A 22,411-nucleotide genomic window follows, 5' to 3' on the forward strand; every position below is an offset into this window, starting at 1 on the left:
AGTGGAAAAGACCTGGAACAACAGAGCCTGGTTCCTGGTGCTGCCGGTGCTGCTGCTGGTGGCGTTCTCGGCGGTCATACCGCTGATGACGGTTGTCAATTATTCGGTGCAGGACACTTTCGGCAACAACGTCTTCTTCTGGGCCGGCACCGAGTGGTTCGAGGAACTGCTTTCCTCCAGCCGCTTCTGGCAGGCGATGATCCGCAACCTTGTCTTCTCCTTCATCATCCTGGCGATCGAAGTGCCGCTCGGCATCTTCATTGCGCTCAATATGCCGAAGAAGGGTTGGGGCGTGCCGGTTTGCCTTGTTTTGATGGCGTTGCCGCTGCTGATCCCATGGAACGTCGTCGGCACCATCTGGCAGGTGTTCGGGCGCAACGACATTGGCCTGCTCGGCTATTACGTCAACGCGCTCGGCATCGACTATAATTATGTGCAAGACCCTTATGACGCCTGGGTCACGGTCATCATCATGGACGTCTGGCATTGGACCAGCCTCGTCGTTCTGCTCTGCTATGCCGGCCTGGTCTCGATCCCGGATGCCTTTTATCAGGCGGCCAAGATCGACGGTGCCTCGCGCTGGGCGGTGTTCCGTTACATCCAGTTGCCGAAGATGAACCGCGTGCTGCTGATTGCCGTGCTGCTGCGCTTTATGGATAGCTTCATGATCTACACGGAACCGTTCGTGGTGACCGGCGGCGGACCCGGCAACTCGACGACCTTTCTTTCGATCGATCTCGTCAAGACGGCGCTCGGCCAGTTCGACCTCGGCCCGGCGGCGGCGATGTCGCTGGTCTACTTCCTTATCGTCCTGTTGTTGTCATGGGTGTTCTACACCGTGATGACCAATTACGACGCGGAGCGCTGAGATGAGCCGCGCTGACGAAAGAGCCGACAGAGTGAGCGAGACGACAGCTTCGCAAGGATTGGCCAGCACGCTGCGGCAGGACGAGATCGCACGGCTCATGCGCCGTCGCGGCGAGGAGTCGCGTTGGTGGTGGATCGTGCCGACGCTCTACATCATCGTTCTGCTTTTGCCGATCTACTGGCTCATCAATATGAGCTTCAAGACCAATGGCGAGATCGTCTCGTCGCTGACGCTCTACCCGCACGCACCGACATTAGCGAATTACCGCACCATCTTCACCGACGCGTCCTGGTATTCGGGCTACATCAACTCGATCACCTATGTGGTTATGAACATGGTGATTTCGGTGGCCGCAGCACTGCCTGCTGCCTACGCCTTTTCGCGCTATCGCTTCCTCGGCGACAAACATCTGTTCTTCTGGCTGCTGACCAACCGCATGGCGCCGCCGGCGGTGTTCGCGCTGCCATTCTTCCAGCTTTATTCGGCCTTCGGCCTTATCGACACCCATATCGCAGTGGCTCTGGCGCATTGCCTGTTCAACGTGCCGCTGGCGGTGTGGATCCTCGAAGGCTTCATGTCGGGCGTGCCGAAGGAGATCGATGAGACCGCCTATATCGACGGCTATTCGTTCCCGCGCTTCTTCATAAAGATCTTCATGCCGCTGATTGCGAGCGGCATCGGCGTGGCGTGCTTCTTCTGCTTCATGTTCTCGTGGGTCGAGCTGCTGATCGCCCGCACGCTGACGACCACGGACGCCAAGCCGATCGCCGCGACCATGACCCGCACCGTTTCGGCCGCCGGCATGGATTGGGGGCTGCTCGCCGCAGCCGGCGTGCTGACGCTGATCCCGGGCGCGCTCGTCATCTGGTTTGTGCGCAACTACATCGCCAAGGGCTTTGCCCTGGGGAGGGTATGATGGAGCAGGTCGACAGAAGCCCATGGTGGTGGGCCGTGCTGTTTCTCGCCCTGATCGTTGTGGCCTGGGTGGCACTTCAAATCGATTTCGTGGCAATAACCGTAGGTTTCAGCGATCCGGCAAATATCCGCCTGTGGGGATTTAACCTCTCGTCCAACCTCGATTTTTCGTGGATGGCCTGGACGTGGCCGACCGCGGCCTTCTTTGGAACCATCTTTCTGCTGCTTTGCGGCATGGCGGTGTGGGAATACGTCTCGCCGGGCGGCAATCCGCGCGTCGGCGTGCTGCGCTTCGAAACGACGCGCGGCGACCGCTTGTTCCTGTCGCTGCTTGGCAGTGCCTTTATCCATCTCGCTTGGCTGGGTCTAGTCGGACCCAATCTGTGGTGGGCTCTCGCTCTCTCCGTGGTCTACGCCGTTGGCGTGTTCCGCTACGTATAGAGGGGGAAACTGTTGGAACGGCGGCGTGCCGGCCGCCGATCCAGATCGCACTTTGAACTTTAACAGTGGAGGAAATACATGCGACGGCAATTCTTGACATCAACAACTGCGCTTGTCCTGTTGCTCGGGGCAAGCAACGCCTATGCCGGAATGGACGAGGCCAAGGCCTTCCTGGACAAGGAAATCGGCGACCTCTCGACGCTCGACCGCGCCGGCCAGGAAGCCGAAATGCAATGGTTCATCGATGCCGCGAAACCTTTCGCCGGCATGGATATCAAGGTGGTTTCCGAAACCATCGCCACGCATCAGTATGAATCGCAGGTGCTGGCGCCGGCCTTTACAGCCATCACCGGCATCAAGGTTACGCACGACGTCACCCAGGAAGGCGACGTTGTCGAGAAGATCCAGACCCAGATGCAGACCGGCCAGAACCTCTATGACGGCTGGGTCAACGATTCCGATCTGATCGGCACGCACTGGCGCTACCAGCAGGTGCGCAACCTGACCGACTGGATGGCAGGCGACGGCAAGGATGTCACCAACCCGAATCTCGACCTGAAGGATTTCATCGGCACCTCGTTCACCACCGCGCCCGACAAGAAACTCTACCAGCTTCCCGACCAGCAGTTCGCGAACCTCTACTGGTTCCGTTACGACTGGTTCAACGACGAGAAGAACAAGGCGGACTTCAAGGCCAAATACGGCTACGACCTCGGCGTGCCGGTGAATTGGTCGGCCTATGAGGACATTGCAGCGTTCTTCACCGGGCGTGAGATCGACGGCAAGAAGGTCTACGGCCATATGGACTATGGCAAGAAGGACCCGTCGCTCGGCTGGCGGTTCACCGACGCCTGGCTGTCGATGGCCGGCAATGGCGACAAGGGCATTCCGAACGGTCTGCCCGTCGACGAATGGGGCATCAAGGTCGACGAGAATTCGCGTCCGGTCGGTTCCTGCACGGCGCGCGGCGGCGACACCAATGGTCCGGCTTCCGTCTACTCCATCCAGAAGTATCTCGATTGGCTGAAGGCCTATGCACCGGCGGAAGCCCAAGGCATGACCTTCTCCGAATCGGGGCCAGTTCCGGCGCAGGGCGCGGTTGCCCAGCAGATCTTCTGGTACACCGCCTTCACCGCCAGCATGGTCGACGCCAGCGCCAAGGCCGTGCTGAACGACGACGGCACGCCGAAGTGGCGCATGGCGCCGTCGCCGCATGGCGTCTACTGGAAGGACGGCATGAAGCTCGGCTATCAGGACGTCGGTTCCTGGACGCTGATGAAGTCGACGCCGACCGACCGCGCCAAGGCCGCCTGGCTCTACGCGCAGTTCGTCACCTCGAAGACGGTCGACGTGAAGAAGAGCCATGTCGGCCTGACCTTCATCCGCGAGAGCACGATCCACGACAAGAGCTTCACCGAACGTGCGCCAAAGCTCGGCGGCTTGATCGAATTCTACCGCTCGCCGGCGCGCGTCCAGTGGTCGCCGACCGGCACCAACGTGCCGGACTATCCGAAGCTGGCACAGCTCTGGTGGCAGGCGATCGGCGATGCTTCGTCGGGCGCCAAGAGCGCGCAGGAAGCGATGGACTCGCTCTGCGCCGAGCAGGAAAAGGTGATGAGCCGCATCGAAAAGTCGGGCGTCCAGGGCGATATTGGCCCGAAGATGGCCGAAGAGCATGACCTCGCCTACTGGAATGCGGACGCGGTCAAGAAGGGCAATCTCGCTCCTCAGCTCAAGATCGAGAACGAGAAGGAAAAGCCGGTCACCATCAACTACGACGAGCTGGTGAAGAGCTGGCAGCAATAGGACCGTTTGATGCGGGCGTCCGCGCCCGCATCGCCATGCTCAGGGGAGGCGGCATGTTGCCGTCTCCCCTGTTTGCGTGAACGGCTCGGCGCCATCTGGCGTCGAGACACCGTAGCACCTTTGAATTCGCTTCGACGGGAGAGAGAATGACCGGATACATCCTTGCAATCGACCAGGGAACGACATCGAGCCGGGCGATCCTGTTCGACGACAAGATGAAGGTCGTCGGCAGCGGGCAAAAGGAATTCACCCAATATTATCCGGCCTCCGGCTGGGTCGAGCACGATCCCGAGGAGATATGGGCAAGCGTCGTGGAAACGGTGAAGGCCGCGCTGAAGACAGCCGGCCGCAACGCAGCGGAAGTCGCCGCGATCGGCATCACCAACCAGCGCGAAACGGTCGTCATCTGGGACAAGGAGACCGGCAAGCCGATCCACAATGCGATTGTCTGGCAGGATCGTCGTACCGCGCCGCTATGCCAGAAACTGAAGAAGCTAGGGCTGGAGAAGAAATTCACGAATAAGACCGGCCTGCTGCTCGATCCCTATTTCTCCGGCACCAAGATCGCCTGGATGCTGGACAAAGTGAAGGGCGCCAGAAAACGCGCCGAGAAAGGCGAACTGCTGGCCGGCACCATCGACAGTTTTCTGATTTGGCGCCTGACTGGCGGCAAGGTCCACGCCACTGACGCCACCAATGCCTCGCGCACACTGGTCTACAACATCGAACAAAACGCCTGGGACGACGAGCTGCTGGCCATTCTCGGCATACCTGCAAGAATGCTGCCGCAGGTGAAAGATTGTGCCGATGATTTTGGAATCACCGACAAAAGCCTGTTTGGCGCAGAGATCAGAATTCTCGGTGTGGCCGGCGACCAGCATGCGGCGGCGATCGGCCAGGCCTGTTTCGAGCCGGGCATGATGAAATCGACCTACGGCACCGGTTGCTTCGCGCTGCTCAACACCGGCAGCGATCTGGTGCGTTCGAAGAACCGGCTTTTGACCACCATCGCCTATAGGCTGAACGGCAAGACCACCTATGCGCTGGAGGGCTCGATCTTTATCGCCGGCGCCGCCGTGCAATGGCTGCGCGACGGCATCAAGGTGATCGGCAAGGCCGAGCAGAGCGGCAAATTGGCGGCGGAAGCCGATCCGACGCAGAACGTCTATCTGGTGCCGGCTTTCGTCGGGCTCGGCGCACCGCACTGGGATGCCGAGGCGCGCGGTGCCATCTTCGGGCTGACCCGCAATTCGGGGCCGGCGGAATTTGCCCGCGCGGCACTGGAATCCGTAGCGTTCCAAACGCGCGATCTGCTTGACGCCATGCGCAAGGACTGGAAGGGCGCCTCGGCCAAGACTGTGCTCAGGGTCGATGGCGGCATGGTGGCGTCGGACTGGACTATGCAGCGGCTGGCCGACATTCTCGATGCGCCGGTCGACCGGCCGACAATTCTCGAGACGACCGCGCTTGGTGCGGCATGGCTGGCCGGCTCGAAGGCCGGTGTCTGGCCGAGGGCCCGGGAATTCGCTAGGAGTTGGGCGCTCGAGCGCCGCTTCAACCCAGACATGGATGCTTCGACACGTGCCGCCAAGCTGGCAGGTTGGCGCCACGCTGTGCGCAGGACGCTAAGCATGCAATAAGCAAGTGGCCGCCGAATTCCCAACCTTGTTTAATCAGGCGGGGCTGGTGGTTGCTCGGATGTGTGGGGCGACTCCGAGAGCGGGTCAGGCAGGGTGAGGGTCCATGAAACACCCAGATTGGTATCCTGCTTGGCGCCAAGAAGCCATCGAGCAACTGAGCGCTAAGAATAGAGGCTTGCAAGATGATTTCGGCGTCGGCAGTTGGCCTCGTTATGATTACGCCCTAAAGACTGGAAAGCTTCTTTTCTCAGATCAAGGTGTCGTCAAGGTCGTCGCCGAAATCCAGGTTGCAGGCTCCACAAGCGGCAAAGGTGGCAATTGGCTTTGGGCCTGGGGAAATTCAACCTGCCTGGCGACGTAGTTACCGATGCCCAGCGAGTTCGATCCTTCGGGGAGAAGAACGGCATTGATGAACTGACTCAGCTTTTTGTGACAGATGATAATGACCTGACCGTGCTTGGGTGGGAACTGGCGGCCGTAATGGCTCGAATTTGCAACGCCCGTGGGGTCTATCGTTCTCCTCGTGGCGAAGGGGCAAGCCTCTATCCGACCATCAAGAGCATCAGCCGGGCAAACTGATCTTGATGTCTGCCTGCCGAACGTTCGAGACGCAGTGACTATGGCGGAAATATCAGTGCTTCCTCGCCCAGCAATAACCCGCGCCGTTTCGGGCGCGGGCTTGCAGCCTCTAAGCTAGGACTCAGTAAGGCGACCGGCACTGCCGGCGCGGACCGTAGTTGGGCTGGTAAGTGTTGTCAGAAGCGCGATAGCTCCGATAACGGTCATAGCACCACTGCACGTGGGCATCGCCACGATAGACACGATTCTGGCTGTTGACGATGGCGCCCGTAATCAGCGCTCCTGTGGCGAAGGCGGCCAGCGGGAACCAGTAGTCACCGTGACGGCGATAGCCGCGACGATATTCGCGATAGCCGCGATGGCCACGCCAATACATGCCGTCCTCACGCGCAAAACTGCGCCGCGAGAGATCGCGGTTGAAACTCCGGTGCCTCCGCCACGGCTCGTACTGGACGGTCTGGACATTCGAGGTGAGCCCCTGGGCAGGGGGCGCATAGCTGGGCTGAGCGTTGACTGGCACGATCTCCGCGGCAGCGAATGAGATCGAAAGGGTGGTAGCCAGCAGGCCCGACATGATCCTATTCATGATCTTCTCCTTGAAACGCGTGTCCCTTGTCGCGGAAAAACGGGCAGGCTGCGCAAATTGTTCCGCTAAAAATCCCAAGTTGCTGATCTGCAAAGGTTCTCCCGATTCGCTGCTTGTGCTTGTCCCGCAAAGCGCGAGCTTCGGCCTTGCGCGAGAGGGAGGCAGTTCCGTCAACGCCGAAGCGCACCGCACGGCATGCATGACACGGCAGGAAAGTCCGGTTTGGGAGCCGTCTTTTTCCGGTTGACCGGCAGAGGCACTCTCCCTATGTTCCGCGCAATTTCGAGGGCGGCCTTTCTGAGCCCGCGGGAGCGCGTAGCTCAGCCGGTAGAGCAACTGACTTTTAATCAGTAGGTCATGGGTTCGAATCCCATCGCGCTCACCATCAATAAAATTGTACGGCCGGAAACATGGGTAACAGTTTGCACCTAAGACATGGGTGACAACCTCGTGCCGAACGCATGCGGTGGCCTTAGCCACCCGCGCCATCGTCCATCATCGTGCCGGTGAGCGCCTCATAGGCTCTGCTGCACAGCTGTGAATGCGGACAATCCTTCACGATAAGCACTGGCACCACGGTGAGAACCGCTGCGGCAAGGATTTGCAGGCAAAGACCGACGGCGCTTACCTTGCTGTCGAACATGCCGGCCAGGAAAAAGTAGAGACCCTGGGCCATGCAGGCTGCCGTCAGAATGCCCAGAAGCGTGCTGGTCGCTCTTGCGAAGGGCGTTATGTAGCCGTCAGGAAAACCCAGCATGCCGAGATCGGCGGACCATTGCAGCGCCAGCATGACGCTCAGCACTGACCAGACGAGGGCCGTCGTACGAGTGAACAGCGTCTGCTTTGGTTTATTGCTCGGATCGGCCATCGGGGTCACGTCGGAATTGCTTGCCGGGACATGCGCAAGCTCTCGGTCAGATCAGTGAGACGTTGCCGCCGGCATGGCGTTCGAGCCGTCCGGCGAGGTCGAGCTCCAACAGCACCATGAACACTTGAGCGGGATGCAGGCCGGTGTGGCGGATGATCTCGTCGACTGCTACCGGCGTCGGGCCGAGCGCCTCGACGACGCGGTCGCGGTCGTCCTCGCGCGGCGGCGGCGTTGCCGAAAAGTCGGGCGGCTCTTCGAGCGGCGATGTCCTTGGCGTCCAGGCGCCGACCAGCGGCGCGATCGCGCTGGTGATATCGGCGGCCTCGGTGACAAGGGTGGCGCCGTCCTTGAGCAGGCCATTGGTGCCGGCGGCGCGCGGATCGAGCGGCGAACCGGGAACGGCGAAAACCAGCCGGCCCATCTCGCCGGCGAGGCGGGCGCTGATCAGCGAGCCGGAGCGCTGCGCCGCCTCGACCACCACCAATCCCAATGCAGCACCGGCGACGAGCCGGTTGCGGCGGGGAAAATCCTGTGCGCGCGGCTGCCAGCCAAACGGCATTTCGGAAATGATGGCGCCGCCACGCTCGGCGATCTCGTCGCACAGGCCGGCATTTTCGGGCGGGTAGGGCAAATCGAGGCCGCCGGCGAGCACGCCGATCGTCCCGGTCGAAAGGCTGCCCTGGTGCGCGGCCGTATCAACGCCGCGCGCCAGGCCGGAGACAATGCCATAGCCGTCGCGGCCGAGATCCGCCGCCAGCATCCGCGCCATCTTGATGCCGGCCAGCGATGCGTTGCGAGCGCCGACGATGGCGACCGCTGGCAAGCGGAACACCGCACTGTTGCCCCTGACCGCGAGCAGCGGCGGCGGATGATCCATGCTCTTCATCAGCGGCGGATAGTCCGCCTCGCCGATGCCGACAAAGCGGGCGCCCGCACGCCTGGCTGCCTCCAGCTCCGCCTCGGCCTCGGCAATGGACGGAATGCGGGCGATTTTTTTGGCGCCACCCGAAATCATCAGCTCCGGCAGCATCGATAACGCTGCTTCGGCCGAACCGAACCGGTTGATCAGGTCGCGAAAGGAAGCCGGGCCGACATTCGGCGTACGGATCAGACGAAGCCAACTCAGCCGCTGCCGGTCGCTGAGGCGCGGCCCGGAATTGGGCTCGCTCACTCCTTGGCCCCGATCTTACCCTCGGTGCCGGCAAGCAGCCGCGCAATGTTGGCGCGGTGCTTTACGATGACGATGAGGCTCATCGCCGCGAAAAGCCCGGCAATCTGCGGCGTGCTCAGGAGATACAGGGCCACGGGCACGACGACCGCTGCCGTCAGTGCCGCAAGCGAGGAGAAGCGGAACAGGAAGGCCACCGCCAGCCAGACGACGGCGAAGATCAGCGCCACCTGCCAGGCAAGGGCGATCAGCACGCCAAGGTACGTGGCGACACCCTTGCCGCCCTTGAAGCCGAGCCAGACCGGAAAGAGATGGCCTAAAAACGCGCCGAAGCCGGCCCAAAGTCCGAGCTCGGGCGCAAAGCGGCCTGCGATCAACACCGCCGCGGTGCCCTTCAGCGCATCGAGCAGCAGCGTGGCCGCGGCCAAGCCCTTGTTGCCGGTGCGCAGCACATTGGTGGCGCCGATGTTGCCGGAGCCGATGTTGCGCACGTCGCCGAGGCCGGCGGCACGGGTGATCAGCAGGCCAAACGGGATCGAGCCGAGAAGATAGCCGAACACCAATGCCAAGACGGGACTGTAAACCATTGTTCCCCCGAACTTTCCTTGGCCGAGCGGATTTGAAGACGTGACGGCCGCTCCGTCCTACGCCGAAAACACTGTGCGGCCCGCCACCATCGTTTGCAAGACCTTGCCTTGCAGCCGCGCGCCTTCGAAACAGGTGTTTTTCGAGCGCGAGCGGATGCCGCTCTCGCTGACGACCCATGGCTCGTCCAGATCGACGAGCGCAAGATCGGCCAATGCCCCCGGTTTCAGCGTGCCGCCGGGCAGGCCGAACAATCTTGCCGGCGCGGTCGACAGTGTCTCGACCAGCCGGAGCAGCGTCGCGTCGCCATTGTGATAGAGCCGCAGCGCTGCGCCCAGCAGCGTTTCCAGCCCGATGGCGCCGGCCGCGGCATCGGCAAAGGGCAGGCGCTTGGTGTCGACGTCTTGCGGGTCGTGGGAGGAGACGATGAGGTCGATGGTGCCGTCCTTGATCGCTTCGATCATCGCCAGCCGATCTTCTTCAGCGCGCAGCGGCGGCGTCAGCCGGAAGAAGGTGCGGTACTCGCCGACATCGTTCTCGTTGAGCGACAAATTGTGGATCGACACGCCTGATGTGACGTTGGCGCCATCGGCTTTCGCGCGTGCTACCGCGTTTGCCGCCATAGCCGTCGAAATCTTGGCAGCGTGATAGGCGCCGCCGGTCAGCCGAGCCAACGCGAGATCGCGGTCCAGGGGAATCGATTCGGCTTCGCGCGGAATGCCGGCAAGGCCAAGCCAGCTTGCGTAAAGGCCTTCGTTCATGACGCCGGCCGAGGCGAGATCGGCGTCCTGGGTTTCATGCGCGATGACGCCGCCGAAATCGCGCGCATAGGTCAGCGCGCGGCGCATCACCAGCGCGCTGGCAATAGAATGGCGGCCGTCGGTGAAGGCGACCGCGCCGGCCTCGCGCAGCAGGCCGAATTCGGTCATCTCGCGGCCTTCCAGCCCCTTGGTGATCGCTGCCGCCGGAAAGATGTTGACGATTGCAGTGTCCTTGGCGGTGCGCAGCACGAACTCGACCAATGCGACATTGTCGATCACCGGGTCGGTATCGGGCATCATGACGACTGAGGTGACGCCGCCGGCCGCCGCAGCGATGCTCGCCGAAGCAATGGTCTCGCGGTGTTCGCCGCCCGGTTCGCCGATGAAGACACGCGCATCGATCAATCCGGGGATGATAGTCTTGCCGGCGCAGTCGATGATCGTGGCGCCTTCGGGCGCGCCCTGGTTCAAGGCCGCCTTGCCGGCCGCAACGATTTTGCGGCCTTCGACCATGACGGTACCGACCTCATCAATGCCGCGCGACGGGTCGACGATGCGGGCTCGGCTGAAGACCGCTATGCTCATGCGCCGCGGCCCTCGTGGTTTCGACGGGGATCGAGCAGTGCTTCCATCACCGCCATACGTACGGCGACGCCCATCTCAACCTGTTCCTGGATGACGCTTTGCGGGCCGTCGGCGATCTCGGAGGCGATCTCGACGCCGCGGTTCATCGGGCCTGGATGCATGACCAGCGCGCCGTCCTTGGCTGCTTTCAGCTTCTCGGCGTCGAGGCCGAAATAGTGGAAATATTCGCGCACCGACGGTACGAAAGCGCCTTCCATGCGTTCGCGCTGCAGGCGCAGCATCATCACCACGTCGGCGTCCTTCAGACCCTCGGCCATCGAGCGGGTGACGATGACGCCCATCTTCTCGATGCCGGCGGGCAAAAGCGTCGAAGGGGCGACGACCCTGACCTGGGTACCAAGCGCGTTGAGCAGGATGATGTTGGAGCGCGCCACGCGCGAATGCAGGATGTCGCCGCAGATCGCCACGATCAGCTTTGACAGCGGACCCTTGGCGCGGCGGATGGTCAGTGCGTCGAGCAGCGCCTGGGTAGGGTGCTCATGGGCGCCGTCGCCGGCATTGACCACCGAGCAGCCGACTTTTTGGGCAAGAAGTGCTGCCGCACCGGCCGATTGATGGCGGATGATCAATATGTCGGGACGCATGGCGTTCAGCGTCATCGCCGTATCGATCAGCGTTTCGCCCTTTTTCACCGAAGAGCTCGCTACGGACATGTTCATGACGTCGGCGCCGAGCCGTTTGCCGGCCAGCTCGAACGACGATTGCGTCCGGGTCGAGGCTTCGTAGAAGAGATTGATCTGAGTGCGGCCGCGCAGCGTCGATGTCTTCTTGTCCGACTGCCGCGAGATGGCAACGGCCCGGTCCGCCCGGTCGAGCAGTAGCTCGATATCGGCGGGGGAAAGATCGCGGATGCCCAGAAGATGGCGGTGGGGATAAAGTGGCAGGGACGATGCGTCGGTCATCTCAAGTCGCTGCTATAGGGGGGAGGCCTCGCGGCTGCAAGCACCGGCTTGGGATTGGATTGGTTCTCCCCGGTATTTTCGTCGCGCGCCGCTGGCCATAGGCTATAAACCGCCTTGGCTTTGGATTCGCAGCCTTCAGGTGATAAGGACGAAGCGTGACTGACGACGTGACCAACCAGCCGCCGCCGCTGGCCGGCGGCAACGCCTGGCGGGGCGATCCGTTGCTGATCCAGCTTGCCGAGCGCTTTTCCGATCCGGTCCGCAAGGACCTCGACGGGCTTGGTCGTTTCGTTCTGACCCATGAGGCGCAGGAACTGGCCCGTCTTGCCAATGTCGAGACGCCGAAGCTCAGGACCCATGATCGCCAGGGCCGGCGCATCGACCAGGTCGAGTTCCATCCCGCCTATCACGCGCTGATGCGCCGCTCTGTTGCCAACGGGCTGCATTCGTCGGTCTGGGAGAATGGCGACGCCGAGATCGGCCGTCGCCACCAGGTGCGTGCCGCGCGCTTTTATCTCACGGCTGAGCTCGAGACCGGGCATCTCTGCCCGATCACCATGACCAGCGCTTCGCTGGCAGCGCTGATGGCCAGCCCGAAGCTGTTTCGCGAATGGGCGCCTCGGGTGACGACGCGGAAATACGATCAAAGCCAAAAGCCTCCGGTCGAAAAAGCCGGGCTGACGCTCGGCATGGGCATGACCGAGAAGCAAGGCGGCACCGATGTCCGTGCCAACGTCACCAAGGCCGAGCGCGCCGGCAGCGGGTTTTATCGCCTGACCGGCCACAAATGGTTCATGTCGGCGCCGATGTCGGATGCCTTCCTGGTGCTCGGACAGGTGCCGGAGGGACTGTCGTGCTTTCTCGTGCCCCGCTTGCTCGGCGACGGATCCGGCAACGGCTTCCGTTTTCAACGGCTGAAGGACAAGCTCGGCAATCGATCCAATGCCTCGTCGGAGGTGGAATTCGTCAATGCCATCGGCGAGATGGTCGGCGAGCCCGGCGCCGGCGTGAAGACGATCATGGACATGGTGACCCTGACGCGGCTCGACTGTGCCGTCGCCTCGTCGGCGATCATGCGGGCCGGACTGGCCGAGGCTGTCCACCACACGCGCCACCGCAAGGTGTTTGGAACCAATCTGATCGAGCAGCCGCTGATGCAGCGTGTGCTGGCCGATATGGCGCTGGACGTTGCCGCCGCTACCGCGCTGTCGTTCCGGCTGGCGCGCTCCTTCGACGAGGCGGCCGGCGACCGCGGCGAGGCGGCCTTCGCCCGCGCCATGACGCCGGTCGTCAAATACTGGGTCTGCAAGATCGCGCCGCCGCTGCTCTATGAAGCAATGGAGTGCCTCGGCGGCAACGGCTATGTCGAAGAGGGGCCGCTCGCCCGCTACTATCGCGAAGCTCCGGTCAACGCGATCTGGGAAGGTTCAGGCAACGTCATGGCGCTTGACGTGCTACGTGTGCTGGGGCGTGCACCCGGCCTGTTCGATGACGTGCTGTCCGGCATCGACCGCGATCTCGGTGCAGGCGGACGCGGCACCGTCGGCGTGCTCAAGGCGGCAATGCAGGTCGCGGCTACCGACGAGGGCTCGGCGCGGCTGTTGACCGAGCAATTGGCATTGTCGGCGGCGGCGGCAGAGCTTCGCAGGCTGGGGGCAGGGCGGATCGCCGACGCCTTCGTCGAAACGCGCCTCGCCGGCCAGTGGCGCAATACCTATGGCATGATCGATTCGCGCCATGATGCGCGCATGATCATCGATACGCTCTACCCGCCGATCAACTAAGTGCCGTCGCCCAATTCGCTGCCGCTCTCGCGCCCCCTGTGGATGGCCGTTAACCTTAACGAATGGTTTCCATTGCGGCGACCGGTGGCAAAGCCCAGTGTTATGGTTAAGGCAAGGATTGTTCAGCTTGAGCGGCTTTGCCCTGCGAAGCAGGAGCGTCATGCGGCATATTCTGAGCTCTTTTCTGGCATTGCATTGGGCGGCCGTTTTCGCCCTGCTGGCGTTCATCTGCATCGACGGAAATCGAGGCGTCGCGACGGCCCTTGGCGTGCTCGGCGTTCCCGTCCAGAACACTCGATTTGCCGATCTCGAAAACGCTGTCGTCGTGGCGCCGCTCGCCGTGGCACTGCTTGTCGTCGCGGTGCTGTTCTGCTGGGCCTTTGTTGAAGCACTGACCAGCGACGCGACCAACCCGGACCCCGCCGACAGCGTCGTGCGGATCGCCTTCATCTCCGCCTTGGGCGTGCTGTCGCTGATAGTCATCGGCGGCGCCGCGCAAGGCATTAATGGGCTGTTCATGGTTGTCGCGGTGCAATTGGCGGCACTTCTGGCGTCCTATGTCGCGATGCTCGCCGAGCGGCGGTCGGCCGTTGCCGCGGCAGTTCCAGGAACCGGCGAAATCCGAGCGGCCGCCCATGTCATGGCCAAGGCAGCGGCGCATAATTCCTCGCTTGCCCGCATTTCCGGCCGGCTGGATTCGAGGGATGACCGCTAATGCGCACCTTGTTCGCGCTGTGGGCGGCTCCGCTCCTCTTATTTTGGGGCTGGTTCTTTCTGTCGCTCAACGACATCAATTTCGGCTATGTCATGCTGAGCCGCCAATTGCACGATCTCGTCTTCCAGCTCTATGGACAGATGCTGGGCGTTGATCCCGCGCTCATTCCGGGCATGGTGGCGAAAGCTTGCGTATTCGACGGGCTGCTGCTGATGGCGTTCTGGGCATTTCGCCGCCGCAAGGCAATTGGCGGCTGGATCACGGCGATGCGCAACCGCTATTTCGACCAGGCATCGACGCCGAGCGCCTGAAGGCGGTCGAGAACGCCCTGCAGGATAAAAGCGGCCGCCGCCGAATCGATCTTGCCGGCGCGCTTCTTGCGGGAAAAATCCATCTCGATCAGCGTCCGCTCGACCGCCACCGTCGACAGCCTTTCGTCCCAAAAGACGAACGGCAGATCGGTCAATCCAGCCATATTGCGCACGAAAGCGCGGGATTTTTGGGCGCGCGGGCCTTCCGAGCCGTCCATGTTGATGGGGAGGCCGATCACCGCGGCGCCGGCATTTTCCTTCTGTAGCAGAGCGAGCAGCACTGCGGCATCGAGCGAGAATTTCCTGCGCATGATGACAGGGCGCGGGTGCGCGAAGGACAAGCCGCGGTCGGAAACCGCCACGCCGATCGTCTTGTCGCCGAGGTCGAGACCGGCCAGGGTTTTGCCGCCGCCTAGCCGGGCCGGCAACTCCTCGATGGTGATGATGCCCAACGGCTTTTCCTTTGACCGCGACGCCGCACGTCCTATACGCGCAAAGCGTGCGTGGCACTTTAATTTCGCCGTCGGCGTTCTATCCTCTACCGAAACAAAAATCGAGGAAAGCATTGATGAGACTGACCTGGTACGGACATTCGGCATTCCGAATCGAAATCGAAGGCGCGAAAATCCTGATCGACCCCTATCTAGTCGGCAACCCGTCGTGGACGGGCGGCTGGGAAGGGCCGGCCGAAGGGATCACGCATGTCTTGCTTACCCATGGCCACAGCGACCACATCAGCGGCGCCATCGAAGTGCTCAAGAAAAGCGGCGCGATGCTGGTCGCCAATTTCGAGATTTGCATGTACCTGGTCGGCAAGGGCGTCGGTGACAAGCAGATCAATCCCGGCAATATCGGTGGTACGGTCGATTGCGGCGGCTTCACCACCACCTTCGTTCAGGCCCTGCACTCATCGTCCTTTCCGGGCGAGGGCGGCCAGAATACCTATCTCGGCAATCCGGGCGGGCTCGTCCTGCACTTCCCCGAGGACAAGACGCTTTATCATATGGGCGACACCGACATCTTTTCCGACATGGCGCTGATCAACGAGTTGCATGAACCGAAGATCGGCATCGTGCCGATCGGCGACCGCTTCACCATGGGTGGGGCGGTGGCAGCCCTTGCCTGCCTGCGTTTCTTCAAGTTCGAGACGGTCGTTCCCGCTCACTTCGGCACGTTTCCGATGATCGACCAGACCGCCGACAAATTCGTGGCCGGGCTGGACGGATCGGGCGTGAAAGTGGCGTTGCCGAAGATCGGCAAGACGATTACGCTGTAAAGAAAGCCGATCCGGAACGATACGATGCGCTTGAGAAATTCTCTTTGCATTTCCATGCTGGTTGCCGCGTCGCCGGCGCTGGCGGCGGAGGATTTCATCGAGGGCATCTATCTGCAATCGGAGGATCTCTGCGCGCAGGCCAAAAAGGATACGCTGCAGACGGTGATCGAGGGCGGCAATATCGTGCTGTCTGCAAATGGCCTGGAAAGCATCGAATATAACTGTGAGTTCCTGCAGATCACCAAAGCGACTCGCTCGCCAAGCTGGGCGGTGACCGCCATATGCCAGGAACCGGGCTACGTCTTTCCCGATGTTCTCTCACTGACACAGATGAGCCCGAAGCAGATCGACCTGGTATCGGTTCGGCCTGCCGCCGACGAAGGCGAGCAGAGCGGCAACGGCGGCAGTTATTTCCTCTGCGACGGCGTCGCGATGCCATAGGGCAGTTGTCGGCACGATGCATGTTGCGCGGCACGCGCCGCGCCGCTATAGCGCTGGTTTTCCCCGAGGCACAAACATGTCCGTTGATATAAAAACCGTGAAGCGCGTCGCGCATCTTGCCCGTATTGCGGTGAGCGAGGAGGATGCAGAGCGCATGACCGGCGAATTGAACGCCATTTTGGGCTTTGTCGAGCAATTGAACGAGGTCGATGTTTCCGGCGTCGAGCCGATGACCTCGGTCACGCCGATGGCAATGAAAAAGCGCCAGGACGGCGTCACTGACGGCGGCAAGGCAGCCGACATCGTCGCCAACGCGCCGGCGACCGAAGAGAATTTCTTCCTTGTGCCGAAGGTCGTGGAGTAGCTGGCCGATGGCAATCGAGATCGCCGCGGAGACGCCGCTGCAGGACGATGTGCGTGGGCTGGTCGAGGAGCTCAACGCCACATTGCTGGAGCTGACGCCGCCGGAGCATTGCTACCATTTGACGGTCGAGCAGATGGCGGACGGCGACACGACCGTCTTCATCGCCCGCGATAACGGTCTTGCCATCGGTTGCGGCGCACTGAAGCGCCACGATACTGTCGTCGGCGAGGTCAAGCGCATGTATACGCGACCTTCGCATCGCGGCCGCAAGATCGGCGCGAAGATTGTCGAGCGAATCGAGGCGCTGGCGCGCCAAGAAGGGCTTAAGCGTCTGGTGCTGGAGACGGGGGACCGTCATCCCGCCGCCTGGACCGTCTACGAACGCGCCGGTTTTTCTCGCTGCCGTCCGGTGCTGAATTATCCCGATTCCGAGTGGTCGGTGTTTTACGAAAAGAGCCTTGCCTGATGAGCGATCTGACCCAGCTGACGATTTCGCAGGCCCGCGCCAAATTGCGCTCCAGGGAGATCACTGCCACCGAAATCACCGAGGCTTATCTATCGGCGATCGAGCGAGCCAATCCGGCGCTCAACGCCTATGTCGTGGTCACCGACGACAAGGCGCGGGACATGGCCAAGTCCTCCGACGCGAAACTAGCCAAGGGCGAGGGCGGGCCGCTTGAGGGTATCCCGCTCGGCATCAAGGATCTGTTCGGCACCGAAGGCGTCCACACCCAGGCCTGCAGCCATGTGCTAGACGGCTTCAAGCCGCGCTACGAATCGACTGTCACCGCCAATCTGTGGGCGGATGGCGCCGTCATGCTCGGCAAGCTCAACATGGACGAGTTCGCCATGGGCTCGTCCAACGAGACCTCGTATTACGGGCCCGTCATCAACCCGTGGCGGCGTTCGCGCCTCGACACGGTGGTGATGCCGACGACGCATCAGGGCGAGGGCGGCTTCGTTTCGGCCGGCGGCACCAGGACCGCGCGCACGTTGGACAATGCCCAATTGGTGCCGGGCGGTTCGTCCGGTGGCTCGGCATCAGCCGTCTCGGCTTTCCTGTGCGCCGGCGCCACCGCCACCGATACCGGCGGCTCGATCCGCCAGCCCGCTGCCCTCACCGGCACGGTCGGCATCAAGCCGACCTATGGCCGCTGCTCGCGCTGGGGCATCGTCGCCTTCGCCTCGTCGCTCGACCAGGCCGGGCCGATCGCGCGCGACGTCCGCGACGCCGCGATCCTGCTGAAGTCGATGGCTTCGGTCGACCCGAAGGACACGACCTCCGTCGACCTGCCGGTGCCGGATTACGAGGCGGCGATCGGCCGCCCGATCAGGGGCATGAAGGTCGGCATCCCCAAGGAATACCGTGTCGACGGCATGCCCGCGGAGATCGAGGCGCTGTGGCAGAAAGGCATTGCCTGGCTGAGGGATGCCGGCGCCGAGATCGTCGATATCTCGCTGCCGCACACGAAATACGCGCTGCCGGCCTATTACATTGTGGCGCCCGCCGAAGCTTCGTCCAACCTCGCCCGTTACGACGGCGTCCGCTATGGGTTGCGCGTGCCCGGCAAGGACATTGTCGAAATGTATGAAAAGACCCGCGCCGCCGGCTTCGGGCGCGAGGTCAAGCGCCGTATCATGATCGGCACCTATGTGCTTTCCGCCGGCTATTACGATGCCTACTATCTGCAGGCGCAGAAGGTTCGAACCCTGATCAAACGTGACTTCGAAAATGTGTTTGCCGCAGGCGTCGACGTCATTCTGACGCCGGCAACGCCGTCCGCCGCCTTTGGCATCGCCGACGAGGACATGGCAGCCGACCCGGTCAAAATGTATCTCAACGACATCTTTACGGTGACGGTGAACATGGCCGGCCTGCCCGGCATAGCGGTTCCGGCTGGGCTCGACGCCAAGGGGCTGCCGCTCGGCCTGCAGCTAATCGGCCGGCCCTTCGACGAGGAAACGCTGTTCCAGACAGCCCACGTAATCGAACAGGCGGCCGGCACATTTCAGCCGGAAAAATGGTGGTAGGATCGTTTCTCATCTGAGGGGGTGAGGGATGTTCTTCTATGTCTCCAAGATTCTCTGGTTCTTCGTCCAGCCGTTGAATCTCACGATCTTCCTGCTGCTGGCGGGGCTGGTCGCGGCGATGTTCGGTCGGCGGCGATTGGCGACCGCCGGCAGCGCTCTTGCCTTCCTCATTCTGGCGGTTTCGACATGGAGCCCGCTCGGCCCCATGATGCTCAATCGGCTGGAGGAACGCTTCCCCAGGCCGCCGCTGCCGGAAAAGGTTGACGGTATCGTGGTACTTGGCGGCAGTCTGGATGGCGCCGTCAATCTGGTGCGTGGTGGCTATGAAATGAACTCCAGCGGCGACCGGATGGTCGAGGCGGCCGTGCTGGCGCGGCGGTTTCCGACAGCGAAAGTCGTTATCTCCGGTGGCAGCATCGAAACGTTCCGCGGCGGCGAAGGCGATGCAGATACCGCGCCGCGTCTTTTTGCCGCTTTCGGCGTCGCGGCCGATCGGCTGATCCTCGAGAACAAATCCCGCAACACCTACGAGAATGCTGTCTTTACCAAGGAACTGGTGACGCCGAAACCGGGCGAGACCTGGTTGCTGGTGACCTCGGCCTTCCACATGCCACGCGCCAAGGCGCTGTTCGACAAAGCCGGCTTTTCGACCGTTCCGTGGCCAGTCGACTATCGCACCTCCGGTAGGGAAGGCATCACCACGTTCCCCTATCCCGGCGACTGGCTGGAGGTCACCACTGTTGCGATCCGCGAATGGATAGGGCTCATCGCCTATTGGCTGTCGGGCCGCATCGATCGGCCTTTTCCCGGGCCGGGCGGCTGACCGAGCACCGCCTGCCGCGCCGCCGAGAAAAATTGGCGGCGCACCAGTACCGCCAGTAGCAGCAGCGTCGATAGCACGAAAACGGTGGGATCGACGAACCAGCCGAGATAACCAATCGAGAAGAACACGCCGCGCAGGCCCGAATTGAAATGCTTCCCGGCCAGCATGTTCATGCGCGCGGCACGCCAGACTGCCGTTTCGGTGACCGGATTGCGCGACGCCTCGCCATGCGGAATCGGCACGGCGCCGATCAGGATCGAGCAATAATTGAATAGCCGGTAAGCCCAGCCGAACTTGAAGAAGGAAAAGGCCAGGATCAGCACCAGCCCGAACACCTTCGTCTGGAAGGCCGCGCGTGAGGACGTGGCGCCAAACGGCAGGTCGCTCAGCACGGTCAGAACCTGATCGGAGGCGCCGAGCAGGGCAAAACAGCCGCCGATGGCAATCAGCGAACTGGAGGCAAAGAAGGCGGTTCCCTGTTGCAGGCCGCTCATGATGGCGGTGTCGACGATGCGGATCTCGCGTTCGGCCATGGTCCGCATCCAGGCCTCACGCTGCACGTTCATCGCCCTCGTCAGCGACATGCGGCTGACCAGCATTCCGTCGGCGGCGAGCGTATGCAGCACCCACGCGGCAAGGAAGAACCCCAGCGCCGCAAGGTCGGCCATCGATAGATGAAAGGAATCGCTCATGCGTTGCTTTTACCACAGGCCGAGGGGACGCTTCGATGGTCGAAGCTGGAATGTCGCTGCCGGAGCAAACAAGGTCGGCAGGCGCAGCGCCGCGATCTTCAAAACAGCGGAAAACATCATGGCAGTTCCTATATGTAGACCTCAACAGGGTCCCAGGAGAAAACGCCCACGTGTTCCTTTCGGTTTTCGACCTGTTCAAGATCGGCATCGGCCCATCGAGTTCGCACACGATGGGGCCGATGACGGCTGCGCGGCGGTTTCTCGATGAGATTGCGGGAGACGACTGGCCGCGCCCGGCCGGCGCCAAGGTCGACCGCATCGCGGCCAGCCTGCATGGCTCGCTCGCCTACACCGGCATCGGCCATGGCTCCGATCGTGCCGTGGTGCTCGGCCTCGCCGGCCAGACGCCGCAGATGGTGGATCCCGACCAGGCGGACGGCATCGTCGCTCGCATCGCCGCCGAGAAGCGGATTTCGCCGCCTGGCCATCCGTCCTATCGTTTCGACCCGGGAACGGATCTTGTGCTGGATCGCAAGACGCCGCTGCCGGGTCACGCCAATGGCATGGCCTTCTCTGCCTATGATGCCGGCGACCGGTTGCTGCTGAGGCGGGTCTACTATTCGATCGGCGGCGGCTTCGTAGTGTCCGAGGAAGAACTGCAGCGGCTGAAGGCAAGGGGCTCGGCGACAACAGAGGGCAAGAAGGTTCCGTATCCGTTCAAGAATGCCGTCGAAATGCTGTCCCTGGCAGCGAGAAGCGGGCTTTCCATTGCCGAGATGAAGCGCGTCAACGAGGAGACGCAGATGTCGCGCGAGGAGCTCGACGCCGGTCTCGACGGCATCTGGAGCGCCATGAAGGGGTGCATCGAGCGCGGCCTGTCGCAAGACGGCATCATGCCGGGCGGACTGAAGGTGCGCCGTCGTGCCCGGATGCTGCACGACAAGCTGCAAGAGCAATGGCAGCAGAACCGGCCCAACCCGCTGCTCGCCAATGACTGGCTGTCGATCTATGCGATGGCGGTCAACGAGGAGAACGCTGCCGGCGGCCGTGTCGTCACCGCGCCAACGAATGGGGCGGCCGGCACTCTGCCCGCGGTGCTGCGCTACTGGCTGCATTTCCATCCCGAAGCCGACCAGCCCAGCATCCGCGATTTCCTGCTGACGGCGGCGGCGGTGGGCGGCATCATCAAAACCAATGCTTCGATCTCGGGGGCGGAAGTCGGTTGCCAGGGCGAGGTCGGTTCGGCTTCGGCAATGGCTGCGGCGGGACTGTGCGCCGTCATGGGCGGCACACCCGAGCAGGTCGAGAACGCCGCCGAAATCGCGCTGGAACATCATCTCGGCATGACCTGCGATCCGGTCGGCGGCCTGGTGCAGGTGCCGTGCATCGAGCGCAACGCGCTTGGCGCCGTCAAGGCGGTGACCGCCGCTTCGCTGGCCATCAAGGGCGATGGCGTTCATTTCGTGCCGCTCGATGCCGCGATCGAGACGATGCGCCAGACCGGCCTCGACATGAACGAAAAGTACAAGGAAACCAGCCTTGGCGGATTGGCCGTCAATGTCGTGGAGTGCTGAGCGCCAATCTGGCGGCCTGGACCACCACTGTGGAGAAGTCGATCAGGCCGTTGACGCGTTCGCGTGCTGGACTAAACCTTAAACGATGTCTCTCAATCTCATAAAGCTTTGCGTCGGCTGTGACAGCGTCGAGGATCTGGAAGAGTGGATTGCCTTCCGTCTCGACGAGCGGCGCCGCGCCGGCGAACCGGCCGAGCACTACCACACCACCCGCATGGTGCCGACACGCGGCGCCGAGATTACCGACGGCGGCTCGCTCTACTGGGTGATCAAGGGCAATGTTCAATGCCGCCAGCTGATCACCGAAATCCGGCCCTTTACCGATGACGAGGGTATCGGCCGTTGCCATCTGATCCTCGATCCCGAGGTCGTGCGCACCGACTGGCAACCGCGCCGTGCATTCCAGGGGTGGCGCTACCTGAAGCCGGCGGACGCGCCGGCCGATCTCGGCAAGGGCAAAGCCGGGCTGATCGAGATGCCGCCGAAGCTCAGGCGTGAGCTTGCCGATCTCGGCCTGCTCTGACGCCGAGAACCGCGACGCCAAGACCACCAGGCGAAGCGCTTGTCCGCAGTTGCCATCATCACCGGTCCTCCAGGTCGCCTCATCTGGGCTTGCAAGCCGGGGAACAACGCCAC

The 22,411-nt window shown here is 62.5% G+C and carries 24 protein-coding genes, 1 tRNA gene and 1 pseudogene; 18 read left to right on the forward strand and 8 right to left on the reverse strand.

The annotated features are described in order from the left end of the window. The first annotated feature begins 1 nt into the window (after nt 1). From NKH23_RS21105 to NKH23_RS21130, 6 genes and pseudogenes are all read left to right on the forward strand, one after another. Nucleotides 2–868 carry a carbohydrate ABC transporter permease gene (locus tag NKH23_RS21105; RefSeq protein WP_023674893.1) on the forward strand — a complete coding sequence of 289 codons (867 nt, stop codon included), beginning with the start codon at nt 2–4 and terminating at the stop codon, nt 866–868. Between the two features lies 1 nt (nt 869). Continuing rightward, the gene (locus NKH23_RS21110; protein ID WP_023717772.1) at nt 870–1,784 is read left to right on the forward strand and encodes a carbohydrate ABC transporter permease; all 915 of its coding nucleotides are present in this window, start codon (nt 870–872) and stop codon (nt 1,782–1,784) included. Between the two features lie 173 nt (nt 1,785–1,957). Beyond that, nucleotides 1,958–2,224 (forward strand): DUF2160 domain-containing protein, encoded by a 267-nt coding sequence (locus NKH23_RS21115; RefSeq protein WP_031193610.1) that lies wholly within the window; start codon nt 1,958–1,960, stop codon nt 2,222–2,224. 78 nt (nt 2,225–2,302) lie between these two features. Next, a complete protein-coding gene (locus tag NKH23_RS21120; RefSeq protein WP_352720178.1) occupies nt 2,303–4,030 on the forward strand; it encodes an ABC transporter substrate-binding protein in 1,728 nt (575 codons plus the stop codon). Between the two features lie 146 nt (nt 4,031–4,176). After that, nucleotides 4,177–5,670: a glycerol kinase GlpK gene (glpK, locus tag NKH23_RS21125; RefSeq protein WP_352720180.1), complete on the forward strand. Its 1,494-nt coding sequence runs from the start codon at nt 4,177–4,179 to the stop codon at nt 5,668–5,670. A 103-nt stretch (nt 5,671–5,773) separates the two neighbouring features. Next, nucleotides 5,774–6,249, forward strand: a pseudogene (locus NKH23_RS21130) (DUF6882 domain-containing protein). A 121-nt stretch (nt 6,250–6,370) separates the two neighbouring features. Here the strand turns inward: NKH23_RS21130 and NKH23_RS21135 are convergent. Beyond that, nucleotides 6,371–6,835, reverse strand: a complete 465-nt coding sequence (locus NKH23_RS21135) for a BA14K family protein (protein WP_353035292.1) — start codon at nt 6,833–6,835, stop codon at nt 6,371–6,373. 309 nt (nt 6,836–7,144) lie between these two features. Here NKH23_RS21135 and NKH23_RS21140 point away from each other — a divergent pair. Continuing rightward, nucleotides 7,145–7,220: transfer RNA gene (locus tag NKH23_RS21140), tRNA-Lys, on the forward strand. Nucleotides 7,221–7,307: 87 nt separating this feature from the next. On the opposite strand, the gene NKH23_RS21145 is transcribed toward NKH23_RS21140, so the two are convergent. Genes NKH23_RS21145 through NKH23_RS21165 form a run of 5 tightly spaced genes read right to left on the reverse strand, consistent with a single transcriptional unit; the run spans nt 7,308 to nt 11,764 of the window. Continuing rightward, complete coding sequence (locus tag NKH23_RS21145) at nt 7,308–7,703, reverse strand: hypothetical protein (protein WP_352720184.1); 396 nt, start codon at nt 7,701–7,703, stop codon at nt 7,308–7,310. A 46-nt stretch (nt 7,704–7,749) separates the two neighbouring features. Further along, a complete protein-coding gene (gene dprA, locus NKH23_RS21150; protein ID WP_352720186.1) occupies nt 7,750–8,874 on the reverse strand; it encodes a DNA-processing protein DprA in 1,125 nt (374 codons plus the stop codon). Next, on the reverse strand, nt 8,871–9,458 hold the full coding sequence (plsY, locus tag NKH23_RS21155; protein ID WP_352720188.1) for a glycerol-3-phosphate 1-O-acyltransferase PlsY: 588 nt from the start codon (nt 9,456–9,458) through the stop codon (nt 8,871–8,873). Before plsY ends, dprA begins: the two co-directional genes overlap by 4 nt. A gap of 57 nt (nt 9,459–9,515) precedes the next feature. Further along, the gene (locus tag NKH23_RS21160) at nt 9,516–10,802 is read right to left on the reverse strand and encodes a dihydroorotase (RefSeq protein ID WP_352720190.1); all 1,287 of its coding nucleotides are present in this window, start codon (nt 10,800–10,802) and stop codon (nt 9,516–9,518) included. Further along, the gene (locus NKH23_RS21165) at nt 10,799–11,764 is read right to left on the reverse strand and encodes an aspartate carbamoyltransferase catalytic subunit (protein WP_352466452.1); all 966 of its coding nucleotides are present in this window, start codon (nt 11,762–11,764) and stop codon (nt 10,799–10,801) included. The genes NKH23_RS21160 and NKH23_RS21165 overlap by 4 nt, the downstream gene beginning before the upstream one ends. Before the next feature lie 155 nt (nt 11,765–11,919). On the opposite strand from NKH23_RS21165, the gene NKH23_RS21170 reads away from it, so the two are divergent. From NKH23_RS21170 to NKH23_RS21180, 3 genes are all read left to right on the forward strand, one after another. After that, nucleotides 11,920–13,548: a DNA alkylation response protein gene (locus NKH23_RS21170; protein WP_352977163.1), complete on the forward strand. Its 1,629-nt coding sequence runs from the start codon at nt 11,920–11,922 to the stop codon at nt 13,546–13,548. Between the two features lie 160 nt (nt 13,549–13,708). Continuing rightward, nucleotides 13,709–14,263, forward strand: a complete 555-nt coding sequence (locus tag NKH23_RS21175; RefSeq protein WP_292653483.1) for a hypothetical protein — start codon at nt 13,709–13,711, stop codon at nt 14,261–14,263. Continuing rightward, nucleotides 14,263–14,574: a DUF6105 family protein gene (locus NKH23_RS21180; RefSeq protein WP_352491551.1), complete on the forward strand. Its 312-nt coding sequence runs from the start codon at nt 14,263–14,265 to the stop codon at nt 14,572–14,574. The genes NKH23_RS21175 and NKH23_RS21180 overlap by 1 nt, the downstream gene beginning before the upstream one ends. Here NKH23_RS21180 and ruvX read toward each other — a convergent pair. Continuing rightward, nucleotides 14,541–15,026: a Holliday junction resolvase RuvX gene (gene ruvX / locus NKH23_RS21185; RefSeq protein ID WP_352720195.1), complete on the reverse strand. Its 486-nt coding sequence runs from the start codon at nt 15,024–15,026 to the stop codon at nt 14,541–14,543. The genes NKH23_RS21180 and ruvX overlap by 34 nt on opposite strands. Before the next feature lie 116 nt (nt 15,027–15,142). Here ruvX and NKH23_RS21190 point away from each other — a divergent pair, with 116 nt between their 5' ends. The 6 genes from NKH23_RS21190 to NKH23_RS21215 all read left to right on the forward strand — a co-directional run bounded on the left by NKH23_RS21190 (nt 15,143) and on the right by NKH23_RS21215 (nt 19,509). Continuing rightward, nucleotides 15,143–15,850: a metal-dependent hydrolase gene (locus NKH23_RS21190; protein WP_352720196.1), complete on the forward strand. Its 708-nt coding sequence runs from the start codon at nt 15,143–15,145 to the stop codon at nt 15,848–15,850. Between the two features lie 24 nt (nt 15,851–15,874). Next, nucleotides 15,875–16,291: a hypothetical protein gene (locus tag NKH23_RS21195; RefSeq protein WP_352720198.1), complete on the forward strand. Its 417-nt coding sequence runs from the start codon at nt 15,875–15,877 to the stop codon at nt 16,289–16,291. A gap of 76 nt (nt 16,292–16,367) precedes the next feature. Then, nucleotides 16,368–16,655, forward strand: coding sequence for an Asp-tRNA(Asn)/Glu-tRNA(Gln) amidotransferase subunit GatC (gatC, locus tag NKH23_RS21200; RefSeq protein WP_292653488.1), 288 nt, complete (start codon nt 16,368–16,370; stop codon nt 16,653–16,655). A 7-nt stretch (nt 16,656–16,662) separates the two neighbouring features. After that, nucleotides 16,663–17,121 (forward strand): GNAT family N-acetyltransferase, encoded by a 459-nt coding sequence (locus tag NKH23_RS21205; RefSeq protein WP_352466458.1) that lies wholly within the window; start codon nt 16,663–16,665, stop codon nt 17,119–17,121. Next, entirely contained in the window at nt 17,121–18,686 is a 1,566-nt protein-coding gene (locus NKH23_RS21210; protein WP_352720200.1) for an amidase, read from the forward strand. The genes NKH23_RS21205 and NKH23_RS21210 overlap by 1 nt, the downstream gene beginning before the upstream one ends. A 28-nt stretch (nt 18,687–18,714) precedes the next feature. Then, nucleotides 18,715–19,509, forward strand: coding sequence for a YdcF family protein (locus NKH23_RS21215; RefSeq protein ID WP_352977165.1), 795 nt, complete (start codon nt 18,715–18,717; stop codon nt 19,507–19,509). Here NKH23_RS21215 and NKH23_RS21220 read toward each other — a convergent pair. Beyond that, a complete protein-coding gene (locus NKH23_RS21220; protein WP_352720203.1) occupies nt 19,458–20,201 on the reverse strand; it encodes a DUF599 domain-containing protein in 744 nt (247 codons plus the stop codon). The genes NKH23_RS21215 and NKH23_RS21220 overlap by 52 nt on opposite strands. Nucleotides 20,202–20,371: 170 nt before the next feature. On the opposite strand from NKH23_RS21220, the gene NKH23_RS21225 reads away from it, so the two are divergent. Next, a complete protein-coding gene (locus tag NKH23_RS21225; RefSeq protein ID WP_352720205.1) occupies nt 20,372–21,775 on the forward strand; it encodes an L-serine ammonia-lyase in 1,404 nt (467 codons plus the stop codon). An 85-nt stretch (nt 21,776–21,860) separates the two neighbouring features. Then, on the forward strand, nt 21,861–22,298 hold the full coding sequence (locus NKH23_RS21230) for a DUF1489 family protein (RefSeq protein WP_352466463.1): 438 nt from the start codon (nt 21,861–21,863) through the stop codon (nt 22,296–22,298). Nucleotides 22,299–22,411: the final 113 nt, after the last annotated feature.

Source organism: Mesorhizobium sp. M1328, from assembly GCF_040318075.1.
In the GTDB taxonomy this organism is placed as follows: domain Bacteria; phylum Pseudomonadota; class Alphaproteobacteria; order Rhizobiales; family Rhizobiaceae; genus Mesorhizobium.

Excerpts from the sequence above, each read along its gene's own strand:
- NKH23_RS21230 (WP_352466463.1), top strand. The coding sequence starts at position 21,861 with ATGTCTCTCAATCTCATAAAGCTTTGCGTCGGCTGTGACAGCGTCGAG.
- NKH23_RS21145 (WP_352720184.1), bottom strand. The coding sequence starts at position 7,703 with ATGGCCGATCCGAGCAATAAACCAAAGCAGACGCTGTTCACTCGTACG.
- NKH23_RS21210 (WP_352720200.1), top strand. The coding sequence starts at position 17,121 with ATGAGCGATCTGACCCAGCTGACGATTTCGCAGGCCCGCGCCAAATTG.
- NKH23_RS21215 (WP_352977165.1), top strand. The coding sequence starts at position 18,715 with ATGTTCTTCTATGTCTCCAAGATTCTCTGGTTCTTCGTCCAGCCGTTG.
- gatC (WP_292653488.1), top strand. The coding sequence starts at position 16,368 with ATGTCCGTTGATATAAAAACCGTGAAGCGCGTCGCGCATCTTGCCCGT.
- NKH23_RS21110 (WP_023717772.1), top strand. The coding sequence starts at position 870 with ATGAGCCGCGCTGACGAAAGAGCCGACAGAGTGAGCGAGACGACAGCT.
- NKH23_RS21165 (WP_352466452.1), bottom strand. The coding sequence starts at position 11,764 with ATGACCGACGCATCGTCCCTGCCACTTTATCCCCACCGCCATCTTCTG.
- NKH23_RS21175 (WP_292653483.1), top strand. The coding sequence starts at position 13,709 with ATGCGGCATATTCTGAGCTCTTTTCTGGCATTGCATTGGGCGGCCGTT.
- NKH23_RS21180 (WP_352491551.1), top strand. The coding sequence starts at position 14,263 with ATGCGCACCTTGTTCGCGCTGTGGGCGGCTCCGCTCCTCTTATTTTGG.
- NKH23_RS21205 (WP_352466458.1), top strand. The coding sequence starts at position 16,663 with ATGGCAATCGAGATCGCCGCGGAGACGCCGCTGCAGGACGATGTGCGT.
- NKH23_RS21190 (WP_352720196.1), top strand. The coding sequence starts at position 15,143 with ATGAGACTGACCTGGTACGGACATTCGGCATTCCGAATCGAAATCGAA.
- NKH23_RS21120 (WP_352720178.1), top strand. The coding sequence starts at position 2,303 with ATGCGACGGCAATTCTTGACATCAACAACTGCGCTTGTCCTGTTGCTC.
- glpK (WP_352720180.1), top strand. The coding sequence starts at position 4,177 with ATGACCGGATACATCCTTGCAATCGACCAGGGAACGACATCGAGCCGG.
- NKH23_RS21195 (WP_352720198.1), top strand. The coding sequence starts at position 15,875 with ATGCGCTTGAGAAATTCTCTTTGCATTTCCATGCTGGTTGCCGCGTCG.
- plsY (WP_352720188.1), bottom strand. The coding sequence starts at position 9,458 with ATGGTTTACAGTCCCGTCTTGGCATTGGTGTTCGGCTATCTTCTCGGC.
- NKH23_RS21220 (WP_352720203.1), bottom strand. The coding sequence starts at position 20,201 with ATGAGCGATTCCTTTCATCTATCGATGGCCGACCTTGCGGCGCTGGGG.
- NKH23_RS21135 (WP_353035292.1), bottom strand. The coding sequence starts at position 6,835 with ATGAATAGGATCATGTCGGGCCTGCTGGCTACCACCCTTTCGATCTCA.
- NKH23_RS21160 (WP_352720190.1), bottom strand. The coding sequence starts at position 10,802 with ATGAGCATAGCGGTCTTCAGCCGAGCCCGCATCGTCGACCCGTCGCGC.
- NKH23_RS21115 (WP_031193610.1), top strand. The coding sequence starts at position 1,958 with ATGGCCTGGACGTGGCCGACCGCGGCCTTCTTTGGAACCATCTTTCTG.